Source organism: Nocardia amamiensis, assembly GCF_015477605.1.
Taxonomy (GTDB): domain Bacteria; phylum Actinomycetota; class Actinomycetes; order Mycobacteriales; family Mycobacteriaceae; genus Nocardia; species Nocardia amamiensis_A.
Window position 1 is genome coordinate 15,782 of the sequence record NZ_JADLQX010000048.1, and the last position, 23,958, is coordinate 39,739.

General features: G+C 66.9%; 23 protein-coding genes and 4 pseudogenes. 20 read left to right on the forward strand and 7 right to left on the reverse strand.

The features are described 5' to 3' along the window. Nucleotides 1-55: 55 nt before the first annotated feature. From IU459_RS34475 to IU459_RS39475, 7 genes are all read left to right on the forward strand, one after another. Nucleotides 56-1,048, forward strand: coding sequence for a UDP-glucuronic acid decarboxylase family protein (locus IU459_RS34475; protein WP_195133790.1), 993 nt, complete (start codon nt 56-58; stop codon nt 1,046-1,048). Continuing rightward, on the forward strand, nt 1,045-2,244 hold the full coding sequence (locus IU459_RS34480) for a pyridoxal phosphate-dependent aminotransferase (protein WP_195133791.1): 1,200 nt from the start codon (nt 1,045-1,047) through the stop codon (nt 2,242-2,244). Before IU459_RS34475 ends, IU459_RS34480 begins: the two co-directional genes overlap by 4 nt. Then, nucleotides 2,241-3,575 carry a UDP-glucose dehydrogenase family protein gene (locus IU459_RS34485; protein WP_195133792.1) on the forward strand — a complete coding sequence of 445 codons (1,335 nt, stop codon included), beginning with the start codon at nt 2,241-2,243 and terminating at the stop codon, nt 3,573-3,575. The genes IU459_RS34480 and IU459_RS34485 overlap by 4 nt, the downstream gene beginning before the upstream one ends. An 82-nt stretch (nt 3,576-3,657) precedes the next feature. Next, nucleotides 3,658-4,017: a hypothetical protein gene (locus tag IU459_RS34490; protein WP_195133793.1), complete on the forward strand. Its 360-nt coding sequence runs from the start codon at nt 3,658-3,660 to the stop codon at nt 4,015-4,017. Next, nucleotides 4,014-5,267, forward strand: coding sequence for an ATP-grasp domain-containing protein (locus tag IU459_RS34495; RefSeq protein ID WP_195133794.1), 1,254 nt, complete (start codon nt 4,014-4,016; stop codon nt 5,265-5,267). The genes IU459_RS34490 and IU459_RS34495 overlap by 4 nt, the downstream gene beginning before the upstream one ends. Then, nucleotides 5,264-6,529 (forward strand): MFS transporter, encoded by a 1,266-nt coding sequence (locus IU459_RS34500; protein ID WP_195133795.1) that lies wholly within the window; start codon nt 5,264-5,266, stop codon nt 6,527-6,529. The genes IU459_RS34495 and IU459_RS34500 overlap by 4 nt, the downstream gene beginning before the upstream one ends. A gap of 132 nt (nt 6,530-6,661) precedes the next feature. Further along, nucleotides 6,662-6,796, forward strand: coding sequence for a hypothetical protein (locus tag IU459_RS39475; RefSeq protein WP_267469931.1), 135 nt, complete (start codon nt 6,662-6,664; stop codon nt 6,794-6,796). On the opposite strand, the gene IU459_RS34505 is transcribed toward IU459_RS39475, so the two are convergent. Further along, the gene (locus tag IU459_RS34505; protein WP_228838925.1) at nt 6,793-8,016 is read right to left on the reverse strand and encodes a serine hydrolase domain-containing protein; all 1,224 of its coding nucleotides are present in this window, start codon (nt 8,014-8,016) and stop codon (nt 6,793-6,795) included. The two genes, IU459_RS39475 and IU459_RS34505, sit on opposite strands and share 4 nt — an antisense overlap. A 115-nt stretch (nt 8,017-8,131) precedes the next feature. On the opposite strand from IU459_RS34505, the gene IU459_RS34510 reads away from it, so the two are divergent. After that, nucleotides 8,132-9,022 (forward strand): LysR family transcriptional regulator, encoded by an 891-nt coding sequence (locus tag IU459_RS34510; protein WP_195133796.1) that lies wholly within the window; start codon nt 8,132-8,134, stop codon nt 9,020-9,022. A gap of 292 nt (nt 9,023-9,314) precedes the next feature. Beyond that, a pseudogene (locus IU459_RS38955) lies at nt 9,315-9,503 on the forward strand (IS3 family transposase); the annotation flags it as partial. 160 nt (nt 9,504-9,663) lie between these two features. Here IU459_RS38955 and IU459_RS34515 read toward each other — a convergent pair. Next, nucleotides 9,664-9,999, reverse strand: a complete 336-nt coding sequence (locus tag IU459_RS34515) for a hypothetical protein (RefSeq protein WP_195133797.1) — start codon at nt 9,997-9,999, stop codon at nt 9,664-9,666. Beyond that, complete coding sequence (locus IU459_RS34520; RefSeq protein ID WP_195133798.1) at nt 9,992-10,204, reverse strand: hypothetical protein; 213 nt, start codon at nt 10,202-10,204, stop codon at nt 9,992-9,994. Before IU459_RS34520 ends, IU459_RS34515 begins: the two co-directional genes overlap by 8 nt. A 475-nt stretch (nt 10,205-10,679) precedes the next feature. On the opposite strand from IU459_RS34520, the pseudogene IU459_RS34525 reads away from it, so the two are divergent. The 11 genes and pseudogenes from IU459_RS34525 to IU459_RS34575 all read left to right on the forward strand — a co-directional run bounded on the left by IU459_RS34525 (nt 10,680) and on the right by IU459_RS34575 (nt 20,919). Further along, nucleotides 10,680-11,183: pseudogene (locus tag IU459_RS34525) on the forward strand (general stress protein). 3 nt (nt 11,184-11,186) lie between these two features. Next, nucleotides 11,187-13,067, forward strand: a complete 1,881-nt coding sequence (gene dnaK, locus IU459_RS34530) for a molecular chaperone DnaK (RefSeq protein WP_195133799.1) — start codon at nt 11,187-11,189, stop codon at nt 13,065-13,067. Between the two features lie 8 nt (nt 13,068-13,075). Beyond that, nucleotides 13,076-13,603 carry a nucleotide exchange factor GrpE gene (locus IU459_RS34535; protein WP_195133800.1) on the forward strand — a complete coding sequence of 176 codons (528 nt, stop codon included), beginning with the start codon at nt 13,076-13,078 and terminating at the stop codon, nt 13,601-13,603. A gap of 6 nt (nt 13,604-13,609) precedes the next feature. Beyond that, nucleotides 13,610-14,515 carry a DnaJ C-terminal domain-containing protein gene (locus IU459_RS34540; RefSeq protein WP_195133801.1) on the forward strand — a complete coding sequence of 302 codons (906 nt, stop codon included), beginning with the start codon at nt 13,610-13,612 and terminating at the stop codon, nt 14,513-14,515. Beyond that, nucleotides 14,512-14,840, forward strand: a pseudogene (locus IU459_RS34545) (chaperone modulator CbpM). Before IU459_RS34540 ends, IU459_RS34545 begins: the two are co-directional and overlap by 4 nt. Continuing rightward, nucleotides 14,822-17,455 carry an ATP-dependent chaperone ClpB gene (clpB, locus tag IU459_RS34550; protein WP_195133803.1) on the forward strand — a complete coding sequence of 878 codons (2,634 nt, stop codon included), beginning with the start codon at nt 14,822-14,824 and terminating at the stop codon, nt 17,453-17,455. Before IU459_RS34545 ends, clpB begins: the two are co-directional and overlap by 19 nt. Before the next feature lie 14 nt (nt 17,456-17,469). After that, nucleotides 17,470-17,922, forward strand: coding sequence for a thioredoxin (trxA, locus tag IU459_RS34555; RefSeq protein WP_195133804.1), 453 nt, complete (start codon nt 17,470-17,472; stop codon nt 17,920-17,922). After that, the gene (locus tag IU459_RS34560; protein ID WP_195133805.1) at nt 17,919-18,185 is read left to right on the forward strand and encodes a UBP-type zinc finger domain-containing protein; all 267 of its coding nucleotides are present in this window, start codon (nt 17,919-17,921) and stop codon (nt 18,183-18,185) included. The genes trxA and IU459_RS34560 overlap by 4 nt, the downstream gene beginning before the upstream one ends. Continuing rightward, nucleotides 18,163-19,887, forward strand: a complete 1,725-nt coding sequence (locus tag IU459_RS34565) for an FAD-dependent oxidoreductase (protein WP_195133806.1) — start codon at nt 18,163-18,165, stop codon at nt 19,885-19,887. The genes IU459_RS34560 and IU459_RS34565 overlap by 23 nt, the downstream gene beginning before the upstream one ends. Before the next feature lie 13 nt (nt 19,888-19,900). Next, complete coding sequence (locus IU459_RS34570) at nt 19,901-20,341, forward strand: DUF1931 family protein (RefSeq protein WP_195133812.1); 441 nt, start codon at nt 19,901-19,903, stop codon at nt 20,339-20,341. A gap of 284 nt (nt 20,342-20,625) precedes the next feature. Further along, nucleotides 20,626-20,919, forward strand: coding sequence for a hypothetical protein (locus IU459_RS34575; protein WP_195133807.1), 294 nt, complete (start codon nt 20,626-20,628; stop codon nt 20,917-20,919). Nucleotides 20,920-21,007: 88 nt separating this feature from the next. Here IU459_RS34575 and IU459_RS34580 read toward each other — a convergent pair whose 3' ends face one another. From IU459_RS34580 to IU459_RS34595, 4 genes and pseudogenes are all read right to left on the reverse strand, one after another. After that, complete coding sequence (locus IU459_RS34580) at nt 21,008-22,087, reverse strand: flavin-containing monooxygenase (protein ID WP_195133808.1); 1,080 nt, start codon at nt 22,085-22,087, stop codon at nt 21,008-21,010. Further along, entirely contained in the window at nt 22,084-22,302 is a 219-nt protein-coding gene (locus tag IU459_RS34585; protein ID WP_195133809.1) for a hypothetical protein, read from the reverse strand. The genes IU459_RS34580 and IU459_RS34585 overlap by 4 nt, the downstream gene beginning before the upstream one ends. After that, nucleotides 22,299-23,528, reverse strand: a complete 1,230-nt coding sequence (locus IU459_RS34590; protein WP_195133810.1) for an MFS transporter — start codon at nt 23,526-23,528, stop codon at nt 22,299-22,301. Before IU459_RS34590 ends, IU459_RS34585 begins: the two co-directional genes overlap by 4 nt. Before the next feature lie 14 nt (nt 23,529-23,542). Further along, nucleotides 23,543-23,958, reverse strand: a pseudogene (locus tag IU459_RS34595) (flavoprotein); the annotation flags it as partial.

The window sequence follows — 23,958 nt, forward strand, 5'->3', positions numbered from 1 at the left end:
CGATGGGCCGGTACCACCGACTGTGGTCGGGCCGTCATGAAAGGGAACACATTCGATGCATTCGAAACGAATCGTCATCACCGGCGGCGCCGGTTTCATAGGCTCACACCTTTGCGAACGACTGCTCGGAGAAGGCCACGCAATCGTGTGCCTCGACAACCTTTACACCGGGTCGCGGCACAATATCGAGCATATGCTCGGCCACCCTCGATTCGAATTCGTACGGCACGATGTCTGCGAGCCGTTCCATTTCGAGGCGGACCAGATCTTCCATCTGGCTTGCCCGGCTTCTCCAATCCACTACCAGCGCAATCCGGTTCGGACCATCACGACCTGTGTCGTGGGCACCCTGCATGCGCTCGAGGCGGCGCGGGCGGTTGGGGCACGGTTGTTCGTCGCGTCCACCTCGGAGATATATGGTGATCCCGCCGTGCACCCGCAGTCGGAGGATTACTGGGGTCAGGTGAACCCGATCGGCATTCGCGCCTGCTACGACGAGGGAAAGCGCTGCGCGGAGGCGCTCGCGTTCAACTTCTCGCAGCAATACGACGTCCCGATCCGGGTCGCGCGCATTTTCAACACCTACGGACCGCGGATGGACGAGAACGACGGCAGGGTGATATCGAATTTCACCGTCCAGGCGCTGCGCGGCGAGCCTATGACAATCTACGGCGACGGCACCCAGACCCGATCGTTCTGCTACGTCGACGACCTCGTCGAGGGGGCGGTCCGCCTGATGAACGCCGAGCACGTCACGGGCCCGGTGAACCTCGGGAACCCCGTCGAGGTGACCATCGAGCAGATCGCTCGGGCGATTCGGGATCTTACCGAGTCACGGTCCGAATTCGCTTTCGCGCCCTTGCCACAGGATGATCCGACGCACCGGCGACCCGACGTCGCCAAGGCCCGCGGACTGTTCGACTGGAACCCCGGCATCGGCCTCGTCGAGGGACTTCGCCGCACCATCGCGGACTTCTCGCGTCGCTTAGGTCTCCCTGACTCGACGAGCGCCGAGGTCCCTGATGTGCACTGGCAGGTCAGCCGATGACAGCGCCCGAATGTCGCACGCCTCGGTTTCTGGCCGAACGCCTGTACGGTCTGGCGTTGTCGGACATCCGGCGGATGAGCCGGGAGAGCGACCGCGTCGGAGCAATCAATCTCGGGCAGGGTATTTGCGATCTGCCGACACCACCCGTGGTCGCCGGGGCCGCGAAAGCGGCGATCGAGGCGAACCACAGCACGTACACCTACCCCGAGGGAAACCGCGCGCTTCGCGATGCGATCGCAGGTAAGCTGTTGCGTGACAACGGCATTCACGCCAATCCCGAGACCGAGATCGTGGTGACGCTCGGCGCGACGGGCGCGTTCGCGACCACGGTGAACGCACTGCTGAACCCGGGCGACGGCATCCTGGTAATGGAGCCGTACTACGGTTACCACCTCAATTGCTCGATCGTGGCCGGCCTCGAGCCACAATTCTTGACCCTCACGCCGCCGAGGTTCACCTTGACCGAGGAGACGCTGCGGGCCGCGCTACAGCCCAACACCCGGGCGCTGGTCATTTGTACGCCATCGAACCCGAGCGGCAAGATGTTCGACCGCGCCGAGCTCGAGGTGGTTGCGCGAGTGGCGCACGAGCGCGATCTGCTCATCATCAGCGACGAGATCTACGAGTACATTCGCTTCGACGGCAGGTCGCACATCTCACCGGCGACCGTGGGAGGCCTCGCCCCCCGCACGGTCAGCGTCATGGGTCTGTCCAAGACCTTCAGCATCACCGGATGGCGCCTCGGTTACGCGGTGGCGCCCGAGCCGATGGCACAGGCGATTGCGCTGGTCAACGACCTGTACTACATCTGCGCGCCGAACCCGCTGCAATATGGCGTGACAGCCGGTTTCGCGTTGCCCGAAAGCTACTTCGCCGGGCTCGCGTCGGACTACCAGCGCAAACGCGACACGCTGTGCGACGCGTTGCAGGCGGCCGGTACGGTGCCGATCGTCCCGCAGGGGGCGTACTACGTGCTCGCCGACATATCGGCCTGGGGGTTCACCAGCTCGACCGGAGCCGCGATGGATCTCCTCGAGCGTGGGCGGGTGGCATCGGTGCCCGGCAGCGCCTTCTATCGCGGGACGACCGGCGAGTCCCTGCTGCGCTTCTGTTTCGCCAAAGACGACGAATCGCTGGCCGAAGGGTGCGACCGGATTCGTCGATTCGATCCACGGCCGCGAGGAACGATCCGATGAGGATTACCGTGATCGGTTGCGGCTACCTCGGCGCGACACACGCGGCGTGCATGGCCGAGCTGGGGCACGACGTGCTCGGGGTCGACACCGATCTCGAGAAGATCGGCATGCTCGCACAGGGCCGACCTCCGTTCTTCGAACAGAACCTCGACTCCATCATGCGCCGCAACGTCGAATCCGGCCGGCTGAGATTTACCGGCTCGTATGCCGAGGCGGGCGAATTCGGCGAAGTGCACTTCCTGACCGTCGGCACGCCACAGCGTGCCGACGGCGGTGCGGACCTCGGCCAGATAGAGTCGGCCGTCGCGACGCTGGCGCCGCAGCTGGCCGGGCCGTGCGTCCTGGTCGGCAAATCGACCGTGCCGGTCGGCACGGCTGACCGGATCACCGCCGGAATCCGGCGTCTCGCACCAGCGGGAAACAGCGTGCGGGTGGCGTGGAGTCCGGAATTCCTCCGCGAGAGCCACGCCGTTGCCGACACCCTGCGCCCGGACCGCCTCGTCTTCGGCTTCGCGGCCGGAGACGAACCGGCCAAACTCGCGCTACGTGGCGTCTACGCACCGTTGCTGACGGCGGGCGTGCCGGTGGTGGAAACCGACCTGCCGACCGCGGAACTGATCAAGACGGCCGCGAACTCGTTTCTGGCAACCAAGATCTCGTTCGTCAATGCCATGGCGGAACTGTGCGAAGCGGCTGGTGGCGACGTACATCAGCTGGCCGAGGCGCTGTCGTATGACACCCGCATCGGCGGGCAATTCCTCCAGCCAGGGGTCGGCTTCGGTGGCGGCTGTCTGCCAAAAGACATCCGTGCGTTTGTCGTCAGGGCCGAGGAGCTCGGGGCTGGTCAGGCTCTCGGCTTCCTGCGTGAAGTCGACGCTGTCAACGGCCGACGCCGCTCGCGGATGGTCGAGCTGGCCAGCCAGGCGTGCGGCGGATCGCTCGATGGCCGGCGGATCGGTGTCTGGGGCGCGGCTTTCAAACCCGGCACCGACGACGTCCGCGATTCTCCGGCGCTCGCCGTCGCGGCGGCACTGCACGAACGTGGCGCGAATGTCGTGGTCTATGACCCGCACCCACAGGCGAGAGCCAACGCGCTCAAGGCGCACCCGCAACTCGACTACGTAGACAACGTCGCCGATGCCGTGATCGGCACGCATGCCGTGCTGCACCTGACCGAGTGGGGCGAGTTCGCCGATCTCGACCCCGCGCGGCTCACCGCCCTCGCGCACACACCCCAGTTGGTAGACGGCCGCAGCGGCCTCGACGCAGTCCGGTGGCGAGCCGCCGGCTGGACCTACCTCACCCTCGGCCGCTCCTCCACCCAGACATAGCGAAAGGTCAATCATGAAATTCTGTCAGCGCCACCAATTCCGGTCGGAAATGGGGCCGGTCCGTCGCCGATGGAGGCAGACCATGACCGGTGAGGCGATCGGCACGTGGCTGCGGACCGCCGAGTTGACCGAGCTGCAAAACCGGTTGCAGGCCAACATCAGTCTGTTCGACAGCCTGATCGAGACCGCCGAGCGTGGTGACGGCCTGCCGATCCGGTTCGTGCGGATCGGTTCCGAGGAGGCGACCGTGCCGTTGGCGCGGGAACTGCTGCGCTCCGGCTTCTTCGCCCCGCCGATCTTCTTACCGATCATTGCCCGCGGCGCGGCGGGCTTGCGGGTGATGTTGCGCGCGAACATGTCAGCCGCGGAGGTCGAAGAGTTCTGCGGCCTGATCAAGACGTTGCGTCAGCGCGGTCCAGTCGCGGCGGGGGTCGGGAAATGAAACCGACCCTGCTGCTCGTCGGCGGTGCCCGCGAGCTGCCGTTCAGTGTGGATCAGGGCGAGGCGGCACTGGCGCAGGCCGCCGCCCGGGGGATCCGCACGCTGGTCACCTCACCGGCCCTCGCGGCCACGCCCTCGATCGCGGCCGCGGCCGATGAGACCGCGGTCATGGGGTTCACCGATCCGGAGGCAACCGCGCAATGGGCGCGTCGGCGGGTCGCGGCGGGCGAGCCCATCGCGGCGGTGTACGCCCTGCTGGAAATGGCTCAGGTCGCGGCGGCCGACACCGCTGCGGCGATCGGCGTGCCGGGCAACCCGCCCGAGGCGATCCGCCGGATCCGCACCAAGGACGCGTGCCGGGCGGCGCTGGCCGCAGCCGGATTCGTCCAGCCCGCCGTCCGGCTCTGTACGAGCGCGGCAGACGCGCAGGACTTTCTGCGGGCGCACGCCGGGCCGTGCATCGTCAAACCACGCGATGACATGGGCAGCACCGGGGTCAGCCAGATCTCCTCGGTTGTCGACCTGTCCGCGGCGATGGCGCTGCTGCCCGACGCGCGGGCCTTCCTGGTCGAGGAGTTCGTGTCCGGGCCGGAGTTCAGTGTCGAGGGGATCTTCCAGGGCGGCCAGCCCATGGTCTTGGCCATCACCGCGAAAGAGACCGTCCCGCCGCCGTTCTTCGTCGAGATCGCGCACACCCTGCCCGCGGACCTGCCCGAGCCTCGCCGCCAGGAGATCTGCGAAACGGTATCGGCGGCACTGCTCTCCCTCGGATTGCGAGTCGGGGCCTTCCATGTCGAAGTCTGGCTGACGCCACGCGGCGTCGTGCTGGGCGAGGTGCACGGCCGCTTCGGCGGCGACCGGATCCACACGATGCTCGAGTACACCATCCCCGGTATCGAACTGTTCGGGCTGATCATCGACGACATGCTCGGCAGACCACCCGCACCCGGCCCGTTCGAGCCCACCCGCGGCGCGGCTGTGCGCTACCTGACTCCGCCGCCGGGCACGGTCGTCGCGGTCGAGGGCTGGGACGCGGTCCGCGCCCACCCGGCGGTGCTGCACGCGGAACTCATGATCGAGCCCGGCGCCGTGATACGCCCGCTGCGGGACTCCCTCGATCGGGTCGCGATGATCGTCGTCGGTGCGGAGACCTCGGCGCGGGCGCGGGAACTCGCCGAAGAACTGGCCGCATCCGTTCGGTTCGTGACCGCGGCCGACACCAGGCGGACCAAGGATTCGGCAACTGGATGAGCCACACCGCCAGCCTGCATCGCTGGACCACACAGGTACTTCCGAACGGTGGCCGTCCGGCCCGGCTCCTCGCGTCCGCCACGTTGGTGAGCACCATCGGCTATGGCGTCTACCTCACCACCGGGGTGCTGTACTTCACGCGGGCGGTGCACCTGTCTGCGACCCAGGTGGGTGCCGGTCTGACCGTGGCGGGGGCGGTGGCGCTGGCAGCCGGGATACCGTTCGGTCACCTGGCCGACCGGCGGGGTGCGCGGTCGGTCTATGCGCTGACGCTAGGGTTCGGCGCGGTAGCAATGGCAGGTCTGTGCTTCGTGCGCGACTTCTGGATGTTCGTGGTGTTCGCGAGCCTCGTTACTATCGGACAATCGGCGGGGCAGGCCGCGCGCGGTCCGCTCGTGCAGGAGTACGGCGGGGAGCGCCCCGCCGAGTTCCGCGGGTACCTGCGCTCGGTCACCAACCTCGGTATCTCGGTGGGTGCGGTGCTCGCCGGCTGGGGAATCACCGTCGACACCCGCTCGGCGTACATGGTGCTGATCGCGGGCAGCGGTGTGACGTACGCGGTCTCGGCGCTGCTCGTGGGCTTGCTGCCCTACCTCGCGCCGACATCTCAGGGGACCGGGCGGCGATGGGTGGCGCTGCGGGACCGCCCCTACCTCGTGCTGACCCTGCTGGATGGCGTGATGGCGATCCAGTACTCCGTACTGACGACGGCCGTGCCGCTGTGGCTGGTGGACCGGATCCTGGCACCGCATTGGTCGGTGTCGATGGTGATACTGATCAACACCGTCGTCGTCGTCGCTTTCCAGGTCCGGGTCAGTCGCGGCATCACCACCCTCGCCGCCGGCGGGCGCGCGTTTCGCCGCGCGGGCTTCGCCTTCCTGGGCGCCGCCGTGCTGATCTCGCTACTGGTCGATGCCCCCGTGTGGCTCGCCGTGGCGTTGCTGCCGATCGGGGTCATCATCCACACGATCGGCGAGATCTATCACGCCGCAGGCGGTTTCGAGCTGTCGTTCGCTTTGGCTCCACGAAATGCCGTCGGCCAGTACCAGGGCATGTTCGGTATGGGCCTCGGCTACGGAATCACGCTCGGCCCCGCTCTGCTGATCACGTTGTGCATCGGGTGGGGGGTACCGGGATGGTGGATCGTCGGCGCCGTCTTCGCCTTGGCCGGTCTGGTTGTGCCGGCGATCGTCCGCTGGGCCGAACGCCACCGCCCCTACCAGCAGGTTGGTCCAGCAGATGCCGAACCGAGCGAGTTATAGGCACGACATCACCGCGCCGGAGCGGTTCAAATCGGGGGTTGAGACTGGTGACGTGGCGTATTCAACTATCGCGGGTTCGTGATGTTCGTGCGGGGAGGTAATGGTCGGAGGCAGTGCGGCGGTGCTTAGCGGATGTTCCACGTGGCTATGACCGTGCTGGCCGGCACGGTGCTGCTCGGTCGGCCACCCGTCCTCCAGCACGACATCGACCTGCGGTGCATCGTGGCCGGCCAGGCGGCGGCGACCGCGCTGCCCGGCGACCCCTAGGAGCACATCTGGTAGGCGGCGGTCCAGAAGTCCTGGTGCAGTCGCGGTGTGTCGGCCGAGTCCATGGCGGTCTGGGTCAGCAGGATGCCGACCAAGTCCTCCGCCGGGTCCGCGTACGCGGTCGTGCCGAGGCCGCCGTCCCAGCCGAACTGGCCGGGGGAGGCCAGGTCGCGGCGGTGTGTGCGCACGGCCATGCCGAACCCGAAACCGCCGTGGCGGCCGAAGTGGTCGCCGAACTGGTCCTTCTCGACCTTTTGCGCGGGCGTTAGGTGGTCCATGGTCATCAGCGCGACCGAGCCCCGCGACAGCACCCGCCCGCCCTTGCCCAACAGCATGCGGAAGAACGCGTGATAGTCGTCCACTGTGGACACCAGGCCGTCGCCGCCCGCCTCGAATGCTGGTGGTCGGCTGTACTTGCCGGCCGGCCGGTCCCATACGGTCAGCTCGCCGGTCGTCGGGTCGTGGGCGTAGCTCGTAGTCAGCCGATCGAGCTTGGCAGCCGGCACGTAGAAGCCTGTGTCGACCATGCCGAGCGGCGCGAACAGGCGCTCGGCCAGGAACGCCGCGAACGGCTGGCCGGCCACCCGCGACACGAGCACACCGAGCACGTCGGAGCCGACGTGGTACTGCCACCGGTCCCCCGGCTGGTACACGAGTGGAAGCGTGCCCAGCCGACGCAGCCACTCGTCCTGGCCGATGGCCGGCCAGTTCGCGGTGCCGTCGCCGACGACGCCGAGCTCCACCATCGCCGCCTGGATCGGGCTCGGCGCGAACACCAGCCCGAAGCCGAAAGTCAGCGTCAACAGGTCCCGCACGGTGATGGGCCGGACCGCGGGGGCGGTGTCGTCGAGTTCGGCGTCGACGCGGCTGAGCACCCGGCGGTTGGCCAGTTCCGGCAGCCAGGTCTCCACCGGGTCGTCCAATCTCAGCCGGCACTCCTCGACGAGGATCATCACGGCGGCGGCCGTGACCGGCTTGGTCAGCGACGCCATGCGGAAGATCGTGTCGCGGCGCATGGGAACGGTCACGTCGTCGTGGAGGCTGCCGAGCGCTTCGACGTACACATCGTCGCCTCTGCTGACCAGCGCTACCAGCCCGGGGACGGTGCCGACCTCGACGTGCCGGGACAGCACGTCCCGCAGCCGACCGGCGTTCGCCAGCCCCCTGCCGCCGGCCATCGTCGAGTTGCCCTGCCGGTCCCAGCTCACGGTCTGTGACATCTCATGTACTCCTTGCCTTCCGGTTTGTGATTAAGCTTTGGCCCGCACCGCGTCCGAAACAACAAGAGTTCTCGTATCGCGGCGATAACACGGCGGTTATGGATCAAGGAACACGTTGGAGCTACGGGACATCGAGATCTTCCTAACGCTGGCCGAGGAACTCCATTTCGGAAGGACAGCACAGCGGCTGCACGTGACCCAGGCGCGGGTCAGCCAGGCGATCAAGAAGCAGGAACGCGGCGTCGGCGCGGCGCTGTTCGACCGCACGAACCGGTCGGTCCGGCTGACCTCGGTCGGTGAGCAGCTGCGCGCGGACCTGCTGCCCGCATACCGCGGTCTGCGTGAGGGCATGGCGCGGGCGAGGCTGGCGGCCGAAGGCAAGACGGGTGTGCTGCGGGTCGGGATGCTGCCCGGCAACGCTCACGACCTGCGCCCGGTCTGGGAGGCGTTCCGCGCGAGGAACCCCCAGTGGGGCCTGAAGATCCGGCACAACCCATTCGTGAACGCGTTCGGCCCCATCCGCAGCGGCGACGTCGACGTGCTGGTCGCGTGGCTGCCATTGGAGGAGCCAGACCTGACCGTGGGCCCGATGATCTACACCGAGCACAGCGTGCTGCTGGTGGCAGCCGACCATGAGTTGGCGGAGGAGAAGTCGGTGTCGATCGAGGTGTTCGCAGGCCGGGGCATCATGCAGGGTCCGGAAGGCCCCGAATACTGGGGCGACGCGTTCACCCCGTTCCACACCCCCAGCGGCCGGCCGATCGAACGCCATCAGCCGAACATCGCGAGTCTGGACGACATCTTCCTCCACGTGGCCAACGGCGAGGGCATCCACAACCTGGGCGCGCACGTGGCGCGGTACAACACCCGCCCGGACATCGTGTACCTGCCGATCCACGACTGGAGCCTGCGCTGGGCCCTGGTCTGGCGCGAGGAGACGGAGATGGTCCGCGCGCTGGCCGACGTGGTCCGGGACCTGGGCACCGCGACAAACCTGTACACGTAACGCGAGGTGGTGTAAGCCTTTGTCGCAATTCGGAAACCTCGACGAGACGGACCACTCAGCCTGACCTGCCCCCGCAACCCCATCAGCCGGGCGATTCAAGCGCGCCGCGAGTTCGACGACGCCATGATTCGGGAGATGGCACGCTGCAGGCGGACGTTGCTGGAGGCCGAGCAGCCCGGATCGGATCCTATACACTCCCGCCGCTCATTCGTGTCGACCGGAACCGCCCTGGCCGTCACCGATACCTCGCAGGCCGATCGAATACCGTTAAGCTGAAACGAGATACGACACGACCCCGCTACGTCGCCAGTGGCTGACCGGCCTGATTCGTGAGGTTCACATCGCCTCTCGAGGCACATACGGCTACCGAAGGGTCCACGCCGGACTCACCCTCGGCATGGGCAACCAGGTCTGTCCACGCACCGTCTCGGTACTCCTGACCCTGGCTGGCACCCGGGGACTGCCAGGTCCGGTCCCGGTGAACGCCTGCGCAGCACCGCGAACCGGTGCGGGACGCGACGCTGCCGCCGTCGATGGGGGCGAGGGCGACAGCGTCGCGGTCATCTCTGCCGGAACGCGGCCAGCGCGGCCTCCAGCCGAACGGTCATCCCGGCTGGTCGACCTCGACCGCTGAACTCGGCTCAGGATGCCTTGCGGTTCTCGTCGTTCTCGTGCTGAGCGATCACGGCCATGAGTTCGCGCACCCAAGCCGGTCGCTGCTCGCCGGTTCCGGCCTCGGCCACGTCGCGCTCGATCAACGAGCGGATGTAGGCCGATTGTGACATGCCGAGGTTCGCGGCGCGGCGCTTGCACGCCTGATCGAGGTCACGGGTCAGCTTCACCGATCGGGGGATGAGGACGGGTTCCGCGCCCGGGCCGGTCTCGATCGGCGGGGTGGCCGGTTCATCGGTGAACTCGAGGCGCTCGGTCATCGCCGCCATCTCGGCGGGGCTCATGTTCAAGAACGGATCAGTCATTGCGGGTCGCCTCCCACTTCTCGAAGTCCGCGGCCTGGTCTGCCGTGAGGTATGCGGCGTTGTACACCTCGATGTCGCGACCGAGGCGACGGGCGAACACCGATATCGGTGTGCCGTCGTCGCCGCGACCCCAGATCGCCAGGGATACCAGCCCGGTTGCCGGGGCGGCAGCCGATCGTAGCCAGACCGGCCGCTTCCCCCTCATCCACGCATCCACGCATCCACGAAGTCGACGTCCAGGTGGACGGCGCCAATGCCTCGTCGGTGAAGTCCTTGCGCAAGTGGCCGCTGGCGCGAGCGGGCATGGAGCCGTGACTCCCGGTGCTCCCGTGACTACACTGTGTGGCGTAGTTGGCTTCCTACTTTCGACTTGCTGGGACCTTGTCACACCGCTCAGCAGTCCCGATCTTTCGTATCGGAGTTCTACTCGTGGAAGCACCGGGGTAGTGGCTGATGCCCGGAGTGCGCGCACCGGCCGCCTCGAGCGGGTTCCGGCACTCCTATGCCCCAGTCGGGGTGTGGACGCCACCGCCTCCCCGTTCTGTCGCCGCCTACAGGCGGATGAAGAACTTTCAGCGGTTGAGCCGTCCGTGAGTTCAAGCGGTTGACCGACCGGCCGGACGCCGAACTGGTTCGCACCGGCTCGGCGAACACCGAATCATCGACGCCCAGGGGGCGTGATGTCAGAGTCCAATCGTGGAACCTCGCCGATACGTCCGAACCAACCTGCGCGCCAGGCAACGGCACCGTCCGAGAACTACCCCGACGCTGAAAGCGCCGTCGACTACCTCTCCGACCAGCATTTCACGGTCGACAAACCGGCCGTCGTCGGACGCGACATCGAGCTGGTCGAGCAGGTCGTCGGCCGATGGAACCACGGCTGGGCCGCTCTGCGAGGCGCCGCCGCGGGCGCGCTGACGGCACACTGTTCGGCTGGATCCGCGGATTACTCGACTGGGTCCAGCCGCTGCACGCAGGCCTCATGCTCGCCTGCTACGGGCTGGTGTTCGGCGCTGTTGTCGGCGTCCTGGCTCGGCTTACTCATGTACGCGCTGCAGGGCGGCCGGCGCGACTTCACCTCAATCCAGTCATTACAACCACGTCACTGCGAAGTCCTCGCCGACGTCGAGGATGCGGACGAAGCCGTTCGCCTGCTCACCGGCCGGACCGATCGAAAGGAATGAGTCATGGCGACCGCTGTAGGTATCGACCTGGGCACCACGAACTCGGTCATCGCAAGCTGGCAAGGCGGCGAGCCGGTGGTGATCTCCAATGCCGAGGGAGCGCGGACGACGCCGTCGGTGGTGGCGTTCACCGAGAGCGGGGAGCGGCTGGTGGGTCAGCTCGCCCGACGGCAGGCGATCTTGAATCCGAAGGGCACAATATATTCGGCCAAACGCTTCATCGGACGTCATTACGACGAGGTCTCCGAGGAGGCCAAAGCGGTCAGTTTCGACGTCGTACCGGGTGACAACGGTGAGGCTCGATTCGACGTGCGGGGCAAGAAGTACGCGCCGGAGGAGATCAGTGCCCTGGTGCTACGCAAGCTCGTCGACGACGCGAGCAAGTTCCTCGGTGAGAAGGTCAAGGAAGCGGTCATCACCGTTCCCGCGTACTTCAACGACGCGCAGCGCAACGCCACCAAGGACGCCGGCCGGATCGCAGGCCTCGAGGTTTTGCGGATCATCAACGAGCCGACCGCCGCGGCACTGGCGTACGGCATGGACAAGCAGACCCACGAGACCGTATTGGTCTTCGACCTCGGCGGCGGCACCTTCGACGTGAGCCTGCTCGACGTCGGCGAGGGAGTGGTCGAGGTTCGTTCCACGGCCGGCGACTCCCATCTCGGCGGCGACGACTTCGACCGACGTCTGGTGGACTACCTCGCCGACGAATTCCAACGGGCGGAGAACATCGATCTGCGCAAGGATGCGCAGGCGTTGCAGCGCCTCTTCGAGGCAGCAGAGAAAGCCAAGGTCGAGTTGTCCTCGGTGACACAGGCCCAGGTCAACTTGCCCTTCGTCACCGCTGACGCGAACGGTCCCAAGCACCTGACCACCACGATCATGCGATCGAAGTTCGAGGATCTGACGGCGGATCTGGTGGAACGCTGCCTCGGCCCGGTGAAGCAGGCGATGAGTGACGCCAAGGTCACCGCTAACGACATCGACGAGGTGATTCTGGTCGGTGGTTCGACACGTATTCCGGCGGTGCAGGCGCTGGTTCGCCGGCTCACCGGCGGCAAGGACCCCAACATGAGCGTCAACCCGGACGAGGTCGTGGCGCTCGGTGCCGCAGTCCAGGCGGGCGTGCTCAAGGGCGAGGTCTCCGATGTGCTGTTGCTCGATGTCACCCCGCTGTCCCTCGGCGTCGAGACCCAGGGCGGGGTGATGACCAAGATCATCGAGCGCAACACGACGATCCCGGTCCGGCGCAGTGAAGTGTTCGCCACCGCGGAAGACAATCAGCCCGCAGTGGATGTCGTGGTCCTGCAGGGCGAACGCGAACGGGCCGCCGACAACCGGGTGCTCGGTCGGTTCCGGCTGGAAGACATCCGCCCCGCACCCCGTGGCGAGGCCCAAGTCGAAGTCACGTTCGACATCGATGCCAACGGCATCCTCCACGTCACCGCCCGCGACAAGGACACCGGTAAGGAGCAGAGCATCACGATCAGTGAGCAGGGCAACCTGGACCAGAGTGAGGTCGAGCGCATGCTGGCGGAGGCCGAACGGAACCGGGCCGAGGATGAGGCGCTGCGAAAGGCGGTCGATGCGCGCAACGCGCTCGATTCGGTTGCCTATCAAGTGGAACGGCGACTCGCCGAACTCGGTGACAGTGCCCCACCGCACGACAGGGCACGCGCCGAGATGCTGATCGCCGATGCCAGGAAAGCCGTGAAAGACAGTGCTCCACCCGCGGAAGTAGAGCCACTCACCTCCGAGCTGCAGCAGCTGCTCTACGGGCTCGCACCGGTCCAGGCCGGCGGCGGAGACGGACACCGGGCAGGCGGAGACGTTGCGTCGTCGGATGACGACGACGTGATCGACGCCGAATTCGATCGAAGCTGAGGCACACGATGGAAAGGTCTGCAGATCATTCGACGACCGAGTCGACTACCGAGTCGGCGACCGACGGGGATCAGACCGAGACGGCGCCCGATCGCACCCACACAGGAGCCGAACTGGCTCAACTCGAGGACCGCTGGCGCAGGGCCCTCGCAGATCTGGACAACCTGCGCAAGCGGTTTGCCAAGGATCTGGACCGTGCACGCGCCGCGGAGGTGGCGAAGGTTTCCGCTGCGTGGCTCCCGGTGCTGGACAATTTGGAGCTCGCTCTGGCCCATGCGGGCAGCGATCCCCAGGCCGTCGTCGAGGGCGTGAAGGCGATCCGGGAGCAGGCGGTGCAGGTGCTGGCGCAGTTCGGCTTCGAGCGCCACGACGAGGTCGGTGTGCCGTTCTCCCCGGAGCTACACGAAGTGGTCAGCGTGGTGGCCCAACCCGACGTTCCCTCCGGGACCGTGATCGAGGTCTTGCGCCCGGGCTATGGAGAGGACGGTCGGCAGTTGCGTCCCGCCTCGGTGGTCGTCAGCCGACCCGAGGGGTGAGCACCGATGGCGCGTGACTACTACGAAGCGCTCGGTGTCCCGCGCGGCGCCGGCGCCGACGAAATCCAGCAGGCGTACCGCAAGCTGGCGCGCAAGTATCACCCCGACGTGAACAAGGACCCTACTGCGGAGGACAAGTTCAAGGAGGCCAACGAGGCCTACCAAGTGTTATCCGACCCGGACACCCGGAAACGCTACGACCGATTCGGTGAGGACTTCCGGCGTGTGCCCGAGGACTACGACGAACGGGTCCGGGCAAGCGCCGGTGGGTACGGCGGCGCGGGCAGAAGGGTGCACTTCGGTCAAGGTTTCGGTGGCGAGGGCGCGGTCGACTTCGAGGACCTCTTCGGGCAGATGTTCGGCGGCGCCGGCGGGTACGGGCCGATTCCCGGCGCCGATCAGGAAGCGGAACTGGAACTGACTCTGGAACAGGCGTATCGGGGCGGCAAACGCACACTCAGACTGGACGGACGTCAGTACGACGTCGACATTCCTGCCGGTGTCCTGGACGGCCAGAGAATCCGGCTGGCCGGGCAAGGCGGGCGGAGCAACGGTGACGCGCCGCCCGGGGATCTGTACCTCGTGGTGCGGATCAAGCCGCATTCCCGGTTCCGGGTACAGGGCCGGGACATCTACGTGGACCTGCCCGTATCGCCATGGGAGGCGGTGCTCGGGTCGACCGTCGTCGTTCCCACCCCGGGTGGCGAGGCGAAAGTCAAAGTGGCGCCGGGCTCGTCGACGGGAAGGAAGCTACGGCTGCGCGGAGAAGGAATGCCCAATCCGCGTGGCGCCAACGGCAACCTCTACGCCGAGATCAAGGTGATGGTGCCGTCGAAACCGACAGCACGCGAACGCGAGCTGTTCGAGCAGTTGGCCACCGAATCGAACTTCGATCCGAGGAAAGAGACATGAGCACCCCGACCCCGGTCACCCGGTACGTATTGGTTCGCCGTCCCGGATTGTCGCCAGATGCCTTCGCCGAACGTACCGGGCTGCACCCGGACCTGGCACGAAGGCTTGTGGCGCTCGGCCTGCTCGACGCCCACCGAGACGCCGGCGGCGAGATGTGGTTCGAACCATCCGAAGTGGCCCATGCCGCCCGCATCCAACGGCTGCGGACCGGTCTGGGCCTGAACTACTCGGCAATCGGGCTCGTGCTCGATCTGCTGGATCGAATCGAGAAACTCGAAGCAGCTTCCCGCGGAAGGAGGGCACCCCATGGACACCGGCAGCCTGACTGAAAGGTCACGAGAAGCCCTGCAGGAAGCCCAGAATATTGCGACCAGAATGAGTCACACCGAGGTCGACGGAGAACACCTGCTGCTCGCGTTGGTCGATCAGCGGGAAGGGCTGGTACCCCGACTGCTCGAGCAGGCCGGCGCCAACGTCGATGCCCTGCGATCCGATCTGGAACGTGAACTGTCGCGTAGGCCGAAGGTCAGCGGCCCCGGCGCGACGCCCGGTCAGGTGATGATCACTCAGCGCCTGGCCAAGCTGCTCGACGCCGCGGAACGGGAGGCGAAGCGACTCAAGGATTCCTACGTGTCAGTGGAGCATCTCGTGATGGCCCTCTCCGAGGAGGGGTCGGCTACTGCGGCAGGCAGGGTCCTCGCCAGTCATGGGGTCACGCGAGAGTCCTTCCTCACCGCCTTGACCACCGTGCGCGGCCACCAGCGTGTCACATCGGCGACCCCGGAGGGGGCCTACGAGGCGCTGGAGAAGTACGGACGCGATCTCGTCTCCGAGGCCCGGGCAGGCAACCTCGATCCGGTCATCGGCCGAGATGCCGAGATCCGCAGGGTAACGCAGATCCTGAGCCGGAAGACGAAGAACAATCCGGTGCTGATCGGCGACCCCGGCGTCGGTAAGACCGCGATCGTCGAGGGCCTCGCCCAGCGGATAGTCCGCGGCGACGTGCCCGAGGGCCTGCGCGACAAGACGATCTTCTCGCTCGACATGGGTTCCCTGGTGGCCGGCGCGAAGTACCGCGGCGAGTTCGAGGAGCGACTGCAGGCGGTGCTGTCGGAGGTGAAGGCGGCAGAGGGGCGCATCCTGTTGTTCGTCGACGAGCTACATACCGTTGTGGGCGCGGGATCAGTCGGCGGCGACGGGTCTCTCGACGCCGGCAACATGCTCAAGCCGATGCTCGCCCGCGGCGAACTACACATGATCGGCGCCACCACTCTCGACGAATATCGCAAGCACATCGAATCCGATGCGGCACTGGAGCGTCGCTTCCAGACCGTTCTCGTCGACGAGCCCAGCATCGAGGATGCGATCTCGATTCTGCGCGGACTTCGGGAACGCCTCGAGGTGTTTCACGGCGTGAAGATCAAGGACGGCGCCCTGGTTGCCGCCGTGACCCTCTCGCACCGGTACATCACCGACCGCTTCCTTCCGGACAAGGCGATCGACCTGGTCGATGAGGCATGCGCTCGGCAACGCACCGAAATCGACTCGCTGCCCGCCGAACTCGACGAGCTCACCCGGAAAGTGACCCGGCTGGAGATCGAAGAGGCCGCGCTGTCCAAAGAAACGGACGCGGCCAGCAAGGCGCGCCTCGAAGAGCTGCGCAAGGAGCTGGCCGACCTACGGGCCGAGGCCGACTCCAGGCACGCTCAGTGGGAGGCCGAGCGGCAGGCGATCCGGCGAGTGCAGGAGCTGCGGGGAGAGCTGGAACGGTTGCGCCACGAGGCCGAGGAGGCCGAGCGCAACTACGACCTCAACCGGGCCGCCGAGTTGCGATACGGCGAGATCACCGAGCTGGAACGCAGACTCAAGGCGGCGGAGGAGCAACTGGCCACCAGGCAGGGCCGAAATCCGTTGCTGCGTGAAGTGGTCACCGAAGACGAGATCGCAGAGATCGTGGCCGCATGGACGGGTATCCCGGTCGCCCGGCTGCAGGAAGGCGAGCGGGAGAAGCTGTTGAAGCTCGACGAGATTTTGCACGAGAGGGTCGTCGGTCAGGACGAGGCGGTGCAACTGGTCGCAGACGCGGTGATCCGGGCGAGGTCGGGTATCCGTGACCCGCGCCGGCCGATCGGTTCGTTCATCTTCCTGGGCCCTACGGGCGTGGGAAAGACCGAGCTCGCAAAGACACTGGCCAGTGCCCTCTTCGACAGCGAAGACAACATGGTGCGCCTGGACATGAGCGAGTACCAGGAGCGGCACACGGTGAGCAGGCTCATCGGTGCGCCCCCCGGGTACGTCGGATACGACGAGGGCGGCCAGCTCACCGAGGCGGTGCGCCGCAAGCCGTACTCCGTGGTGCTCTTCGACGAGATCGAGAAGGCCCACGCCGACGTCTTCAATACCCTGCTGCAGGTGCTCGATGACGGCCGGATCACCGATTCTCAAGGCAGGCAGGTCGATTTCCGGAACACGGTGATCATCATGACCTCCAACATCGGATCCCAGTATCTCCTCGAGGGAGTCACAGCCGACGGCGAGATCAAACCGGATGCCCGGGAGAGAGTGCTGGCGGAACTGCGCGGGCACTTCCGCCCCGAATTCCTCAATCGGGTCGACGACATCGTGATGTTCACCCCGCTCACGCTGCCCCAGATCGAGCACATCGTCGAGCTACAACTCACCGATCTTCGCAACAGATTGTCGGAGCGGCAGATACATCTGGATATCACGCCGGAAGCGCGCCGGCTCATCGCCGAGCACGGTTTCGACCCGGTCTACGGTGCGCGGCCGCTGCGGCGGTACATCGCCCACGAGGTCGAAACCAAGATAGGTCGTGCGCTGTTGCGCGGCGAGATCGAACCGGGTAGCACCATCCGTGTCACGGTGGACCGCGGCGAGCTCGCCGTCGCGTATGCCGAACCCGCGGTCGCGGCGGCCTGAGAAGAGGTGCTGTCATGGGATCCGAAAAGGTGAAGTGCCCGAACTGCGGAAAGGTCAACAAGGTAGCGGCGGCCGGGGAAGGAAAACCGCGCTGCGGGAATTGCCACGAGCCGCTGCCCTGGATCGCCTCGGCAGGGGACGACGACTTCGCGGAGGTCGCCGAGAAATCCTCGGTGCCTGTGCTCGTCGACCTCTGGGCGACGTGGTGTGGCCCGTGCCGCATGGTCAGTCCGGCGCTCGAGCAGCTCGCCAAGGAACGCGCGGGTCGAATCAAGCTGGTGAAGATCGACGTGGATGCTGCGCCCAGGACGGCCGAACGGTTCACCATCCGCGCCGTACCGACTCTGCTGGTGATGGACCGGGGCGAGGTCCTGGCTCGTCAGGCGGGCGCCGCTCCGGTACCACAACTGCGCACATGGCTCGATCAGGCGCTCTCGGAAAATGCAGGCAAGGAGACGAAGCCATGACTTCTGTCCATGTTGACCCACACGTGACCGCGATCCGGCCCGTCGTACCCCGGACTCCGCGGGGCTGCGAGGAATGTCTTCGCCTCGGCACCCCGTGGGTACATCTGAGGCTGTGCCTGACGTGCGGACACGTCGGTTGCTGCGACTCCTCGCCGGGCAAGCACGCGAGCGCGCACGCTCACGCCATCGGCCATCCGATCGTCCAGTCGATGGAGCCAGGTGAAGATTGGCGCTGGTGCTATGTCGACCAGAACTTCGTCTGAGGACGCCGCTCCCGCACCCGACATTCCGCCGCTCGACGAGACTCCGGATGAACTCGGAGCATTCCCGCGGCTGACGGACGACCAGGTCGCGACACTCGAGGTCGGTGGCACGCGTCGATCGGTTCGCGCCGGTGAGGTGCTGATCCGAGAGGGCGAACCCAGCAACGACTTCTTCGTCATCCTCTCGGGCAAGGTCGCGATCATCGACGAGGGCGACGGAGACGGTGAACGCTGGATACTGCGCGTGCATGGTCCCGGCCGATTCCTGGGCGAGCTCGGTTTGCTGGAAGGCCAGGTGGCGTTCTTCACCGCCGAGGCGATCGAGGACGGCGAGATACTCGTTGTCCCGGCCGACCGGGTGCGCGAGCTGGTTTCCCACGATCCCGTGCTCAGCGATCTGATCCTGCGCGCCTACCTGGTGCGGCGGCACCTGCTGATCGGGCTCGGTTCGGGATTCCGGATCATCGGCTCCTGCTATTCACCGGATACGTTGCGGCTTCGGCAGTTCGCCATGCGAAACCGATTGCCCCACAGGTGGATCGATGTGGAGCAGGACGAACGGGCGGAGCAGCTGCTGCGCAGCCTGGACGTCGCCCCCGAGGACACCCCCGTCGTGATCTGGCACGGCGAGAAGGTGCTGCGCAATCCCACGAATGCGGAACTCGCCCGCATCGTCGGCCTTCCGGTCCCTGACTCGGTCCGGGACGCAGCCCAGGACGTGTGCGACCTCGTCGTGGTGGGAGCGGGACCGGCCGGTCTGGCCGCGTCCGTGTACGGCGCCTCGGACGGGTTGAACACGGTGACACTGGAGTCGTTCGCCGCAGGCGGCCAGGCCAGTACCTCCTCCCGGATCGAGAACTACCTCGGCTTCCCGGCAGGGATCTCCGGCGCCGAATTGGCGGAGCGAGCCGTGATCCAGGCCGGGAAGTTCGGCGCCCGCATCCTGGTGTCGGCGGAGGTGACCGGTGTGGGGTCCGAGGACGGGCACCACGTGCTCCGGCTGGCGGACGGCGGCACGGTTCGTGGCCGGACCGTCGTGCTCGCCACCGGGGCGCGATACCGCAAGCTGGCGGTTCCGGGGATCGAGGTACTGGAGGGGACGAGCGTGTACTACGCCGCAACCCATCAGGAAGCGCGGATGTGCGGCACCGACCCGGTGGCCATCGTCGGCGGCGGTAACTCCGCCGGACAGGCCACTGTTTTTCTCGCGGACCGTGTTTCCCACGTTCACCTGCTCATCCGCGGCGGTGACCTCGGAAAGAGCATGTCCCGGTACCTCGTCGAGCAGATCGAGCGCCATCCGCGCGTGTCCGTCCACCGGAATACCGAGATTCGCGAGGTCCACGGTGAGAAGTACCTCGACCAGATTGTGGTCGAGAACAATCACACGGGCGAACAGGCCACTCTCCGGGTACACGCCCTGTTCGTCTTCATCGGGGCGGTGCCGCACACCGGGTGGCTGGCCGACACGATCGCACTCGACGACCACGGCTTCGTCCTCACGGGCGTGGACGCGGTCCACGCCCGTGAGGACGGCAACCAGTGGATCGGCGACCGGCCGTCGAGGACGCTCGAAACAAGCCTGCCCGGCCTGTTCGCTGTCGGCGACGTCCGCACCGGCTCCGTGAAACGGGTCGCCTCCGCTGTCGGTGAGGGAGCGATGGCGGTTCGCCAAATCCATGAATACTTCGACAGGAGCTGACGACATGCCAGTGATGGGTACCGTGAAATTCCAGCAATTCTTCCGGGCAGTGGCCGGCCTGCAGGTCGACCGGAACGACCTCAAGCGCTACACGGATTTCATCGACGACAAGATCTACGATCTGGTCCTCATCGGCAAGGCCTCGGCAAAGGCAAACCTGAGGGACGTGATCGAACCGTGGGACCTGCCGATCACCAAGGGACTGCAGGAGAGCATCCACCGGTTCGAAAAGCTGGATGAGGAGATCGAGCTGCAGTCTGTGCTCGATCAACTGGCGGCCCGGCCGCCGTTGGACGTGGCCCTTTCCGAGGCGACCGAGCAGCGACTGCCGCTGATTGTCGGGGGCTTGAGCGTGGCGCTGGCGCACACATTCGTCACGATCGAACCGGACCGTAAAAACCCCGGGACCGCCGAATGGAACGTCGCCTTCGACATCTTCCATCTCCTGCTCTGACCACGGCCCGGGGCCCGGCGAACCAGTAGATCGCCGCTGGCCGCGACGGCTCATCCACTGCGAATAGCCTGCGCGGCAATGTATCCCTCGAGCGTGCGTTGGTAGAGCAAACAAACTCGAGCAGATCGAGTTCCGGGTATGCCAACCCGAGACGAGCGGTTAGCGACGGGCACCTCGGCAACGCGAATCTCTCGTCGGCAGGCGCCTGTCACGCCGCGACGAGCGATCGACAGTTCGGCATGCCTTCCCAGCGCGGCCATGAGACGGGGAGAAACCGGATCCCAGTGAAACCCACCACCCCGCGTCCGCAACCGCACCAGGCAGTTGTCGCGGTCGAGATCGTGAAGCGCCAAATCGATGACAGCTTGCCGGTCGCCAGCGGTTTGGATGTGCAGCATGACGATCAGCTCGTCCAGCTCGGGGTCATCACCGGTGCCGGACGCAACGCGAAGAACTTCCCGCGACTGCTCGCTGCTCTCAGAACATCGCCTTTGCCAGCACGCCGGCCCGGAAGCCTTGCTGCCGATGCTGAGTTGCTGGAGGGATCGATGAGCCTGTCGCCCTCGGCGTGCTTGTAAATGCGTAGCGCACGCTCATGCCGTTACGTGAGCCCCGGATCGCTTGTTGCGTGCACATGGTCGGACTGGCGCCGTGACTTCGGCTGGTTCATGACCTCGGATGGGCATCGATGCGTGCCGATGTCGTCAGCTTACGGCTGGTGATTCTGGTTATGAGGTGTTGGGCGTCGCGGCCGACTCCGCGCAGAGAGTTGGAGGAGGGGGTGCGTTGCCATTCCAGCCCGAGGTAGCCCAGGCCGGGGTGGGTGAGGGAGAGTCCCTGCCGGTGGCGAGGGGTGTGGTTGACGGTGAGTGCGCCGAGATCTTTCAGGTAGGGCAGATGCGGTCGGTAGCCGGTGGCGAGGATGACGGTGTCTGCGGGCTGGCGTGTGCCGTCAGGCCAGATGGCGGTGGTGCGGTCGAGACGGGTGAACATGGGTCGGGTGGTGGGGTTGTCGGTGGCGAGGGCGGTGCAGTAGCGGCCGGTGTCGAGGACGGGTTGGGTTGGTGGGTGGGTGACGAATCGGCCGAGTGGGAGGGTGTCGAATCCGGTGATCCGGAACCAGAAGTGCAGGTCTCGCCCGAGGGGTCGCTGTGGGACGAACTTCACCGGGTGTCGGCTGGCGAGTGTGACGGTGGCGTGCTGGGCGAGTTCGGCGGCGATTTGCACGGCGGTGTTGCCTGCGCCGATGACGATCACGTTCTGTCCGGTGAAGACGTGTGGGGAACGGTATCGGCTGGCGTGCAGGAGTTTCCCGGTGAAGCTGTCCTGGCCGGGGAGAACGGGGATGTTCGGGGAGGCGAACCCGCCGGTGGCCGCAATCAGGCGGGGCGCGCCGAACGCGGCGCCGGTGTTGGTGTGGGCGGTGAAGGTGCGTCCGTCGTGGGTGACGGTGTCCACACGGTGCTCGAGATGGATGTCGGCATCGAGGCTGCTGGCGTAGCGACGGAGATAGTCGACGACTTCGTCGCGGTGGGGGTAGTGGTCGGGGTCGCCGGGGAAGGGCATGCCGGGTAGGGAGCTGTATCGGGCGGGTGAGAACAGGGTGAGGCTGTCGTAGTAGTGCGGCCAGGAGCCGACGGGTTCGCTGCCGGCTTCGATCAGGGTGACCGTCAGGCCACGGCGGCGCAGGTGGTAGGTGGCGGCCAGGCCGGATTGGCCAGCCCCGATGACGATGGCGTCGCTCATGAGTCCTCGAAATCGTCGGCGAGGTGCTCGGCCAGCGGCAGCAGGCTGATCGCGCTGCCGAGCCCACCGCGCACACCGAGCACGACGGGGCCCTTGCCGCGGGCGAGGTAGGTGATTGTGGTTCGGTCCGAGGATTTCACTCGACCGCCGCGCACCAGCGTCCGCGGGGACGGTGATCGGCCGGGTGACGGTGCGGGCTGCAGAGTGCTGGTCATGGGTGGGGTTCTTTCACAGGCGTGGTGGGGATGCTCGCGGCGGCCAGTAGCGCGGCAGCGGCGGCGAGGGCGCCGAGGATGAGGAACGCGGTGGCGTACCCGCCGACCGCGGCGGACAGGGCGGTGGCGCCGAAGGGGGCCAGGGCCATGGTGATGGTCAGGGGCGCGGACAGCAGGCCGGTGAGCTGGCCGTAGTGGGCGCTGCCCCAGCGGTCGGTGACTGCGGTGGCTTGCAGCAGGGTGAACACGCCGCGTGCCATACCGGCGGCGATCGCGGCCGCGATCAGCGCGGCAGCGGTGGTGAACACCCCGAGCAGGGCGGTAGTGGCGGCGATGGCGAGCAGAATTGCGACGGTGCGGGTGCGGACGCTGGTGCGGGCGGCAAGGGTCGCGTAGCCCAGGCGGCTGGCGACCTGCCCCGCGCCACCCAACCCGAGCGCGACCGCGGCGACGGTGGTGTCGAGACCGCGTTCGGTCAGCAACGGCACCAGGGTGACCACCACGGCGAAGGAGGCGAACCCGCTGACGCTCAACGAGATCGCCAGCACCAGGAACGCGCGGCTGCGCGCCACCGGTCCGGGGTGGGTGAGGTGGGCGTGTTCGGGTTCGGCGGCCGGGCGCGGCGGCCACGGCAGCCGCAGCCCGAACCAGTGCCCCGGCACGGTCACGACCGCGAGAATCACCGTCAGCACCAGATATGTCGTCCGCCAATCCATGTGCGCGACCAGGGCCGCGGTCAACGGAGCGAAGACGGTGGAGGCCAAACCCGCGGCCAAGGTCAGCACTGTCAGCGCGCGGATCCGGTTCGGGCCGTACCAGCGGGTGAGGGCGGCGAACGCCGGGGGATACAGCACCGCCCCCATCGCGATCCCTGCCAGCAGCCAGCCCGCGACGAACCACACCAGGGTGGGTGCGGTCGCCACCAGGATCAAGGCGGGTATGGACAGCAGCGATCCGGTGGTCATGATGCCGCGGGGGCCGTGGCGGTCGAGCCAGCGGCCCACGGGGATGCCGGTGAGGGCGGCAAGCAGTTGCCCGGCGGAGAACGCGGCGGTCAGCGCGGTCGCCGGCCAGCCGGTGTCGGTGGTGATGTGCCCGAGCAGCACGGGGAAGGCGTAGAACAGGATTCCCCAGCTGGTGATCTCGGTGACGCACAGCACCACCAACACCCACCGCAACCCGGCCCCGGTGGCCACCGGCTGTGGTGGCGCGGAAACAGCCTCCATCACAACCGGCCGCCTCAGCGCGCGGGCACAGCGGTCAACGGCAGCTCCTGCAACGCCACCGGACCCGACGACAACACGTCCTGCCCCGTCGGTGCACCACCACAGCAGCCACCACCAGCTGTGGTTTCAGCGGGTTCCTCGGCCGGGGCGTCGAAGACTCCGGAGCCGCCGCAGACACCGGTGTCGGGCAGGACGAGTTCGACGCGTTCGGCGGCTTCGTGGTCCCCGGCCAGCGCGGCGGCCAGCGAGCGGACCTGTTCGTAGCCGGTCATCGCCAGGAACGTCGGGGCGCGGCCGTAGCTTTTCATCCCGGCCAGGAACACGCCCGGCTCCGGATGCGAGAGTTCTTTCACCCCGTGCGGGTAGACGGTGCCGCAGGAGTGCACGTTCGGGTCGATCAAGGGCGCCAGCTCCACCGGTGCCTGCAACA